General features: G+C 69.7%; 1 protein-coding gene. It reads left to right on the forward strand.

What is annotated here, in order from left to right; translation table 11 throughout:
• Positions 1-67: 67 nt before the first annotated feature.
• Positions 68-1,500 (forward strand): ISL3 family transposase (locus JS756_RS35705; protein WP_205387423.1); only part of this gene is annotated, 1,433 nt, incomplete at its 3' end.

The raw sequence follows: 1,500 nt of genomic DNA on the forward strand, positions 1-1,500 counted from the left end.
GACGATTTGTGATCACTTTCGGTGCTTCCCCGCGCCGCCGTCGCCGCATACCTGACGATCCAGCTCTGTGAGCGATATAGAGGTGGAGGATGTCCTGTTCGCCGACCTGGACGGCCTGCTGGTCGACGATGTCGAGCTGAGTGAGAAAGCGGTCACCGTGACGGCCCGTGCGTGCGCGGGTGACGCCGTCTGCCCGAGCTGCGGGGCAACGTCGCGGCGGATCCACAGCGGTTACGAGCGTCGCCTGGCGGATGCCGCGGTGGGTGGGCGGCCGGTGGTCGTGCACCTGCAGGTCCGGCGTTTCCGCTGCCCGGTCGCGGCTTGCCCCCGAGCGACGTTCGTCGAGCAGATCAACGGACTCACCTTCCGGCACGGGCGGCGCAGTCAGCGACTGCACGCCGTCTTGCAGGTGGTCGCGCTGATGCTGGCCGGACGAGCCGGCGCCAGGCTGGCCGAAGTGCTGAGCGCCGACGTCAGCCGTTCCACTCTCTTGCGGCTGATCCGGGCCCTGCCCGATCCGCCGACCGTGACACCGCGCGTGCTCGGCGTCGACGACTTCGCCCTGCGCAAGGGCCACGTCTACGGCACCGTACTGATTGACGTCGAGACCCGCCGCCCGGTCGACCTGCTTCCTGACCGCGAAGCGGCGACCCTGGCCCGCTGGCTGGCCGACCACCCCGGCGTCGAGATCATCTGCCGGGACCGCGCCAGCGGCTACGCCGAAGGCGCCCGCCTCGGAGCCCCCGATGCCGTGCAAGTCGCAGACCGCTGGCACCTCTACCACAACCTCACCGAAGCCGTGGAACGCTGCGTGGCCAGGCACTCCACCCAGCTGCGGGTCCCCGAACCAGCGCCCGATCCCCAGGCGTCCGCCGCCGCGACCGCCGAGCTGGAGAAGATCACCGAGGCCGCGAAGGCGGAACGCAGCGCCCACCGCTGCGCCGACCGTACCCGCGACCGCCATCAGGAGATACACGCCCTGATCGGGAAAGGGCTCACCCTGCGTGCGATCAGCCGCGAACTCAGCCTGGCCCGCAACACCGTGCGCAAGTTCGCCCGCGCGGCCACGGCCGAGGAGCTGAGCGAGGGCAAATGGCAGGGCCGCGCGAGCATCCTCGATGACTACAAGCCCTACCTCCACCAGCGGTGGCAAGAGGGCTGCACCAGCGCCAAGAAGCTCACCGACGAGATCAAGGCCGCAGGCTTCCGCGGCGGCTACTCGGTGGTCCGCGACTATCTCCAGCCCTTGCGCGCCGGAACCAAGCCCGCCGACCGCAGGCGGCCCCCGTCGGTCCGGGACGTGACCAGCTGGATCACTCGACACCCCGACAACCTCACCCAGGACGAGACCCAGCAGCTCAAGGACATCCTGGACCGGTGCCCTGAGCTCAACGCCACCGCTGAACACGTCCGGGCCTTCGCCGAAATGATGAACGCGCGCGCCGGCGAGAAGCTCGCGACCTGGATCGACAGCGTGAAGGCCGACAGCCTGCCTGAGCT

This window comes from Streptomyces actuosus (assembly GCF_016921115.1).
GTDB lineage: Bacteria > Actinomycetota > Actinomycetes > Streptomycetales > Streptomycetaceae > Streptomyces > Streptomyces actuosus_A.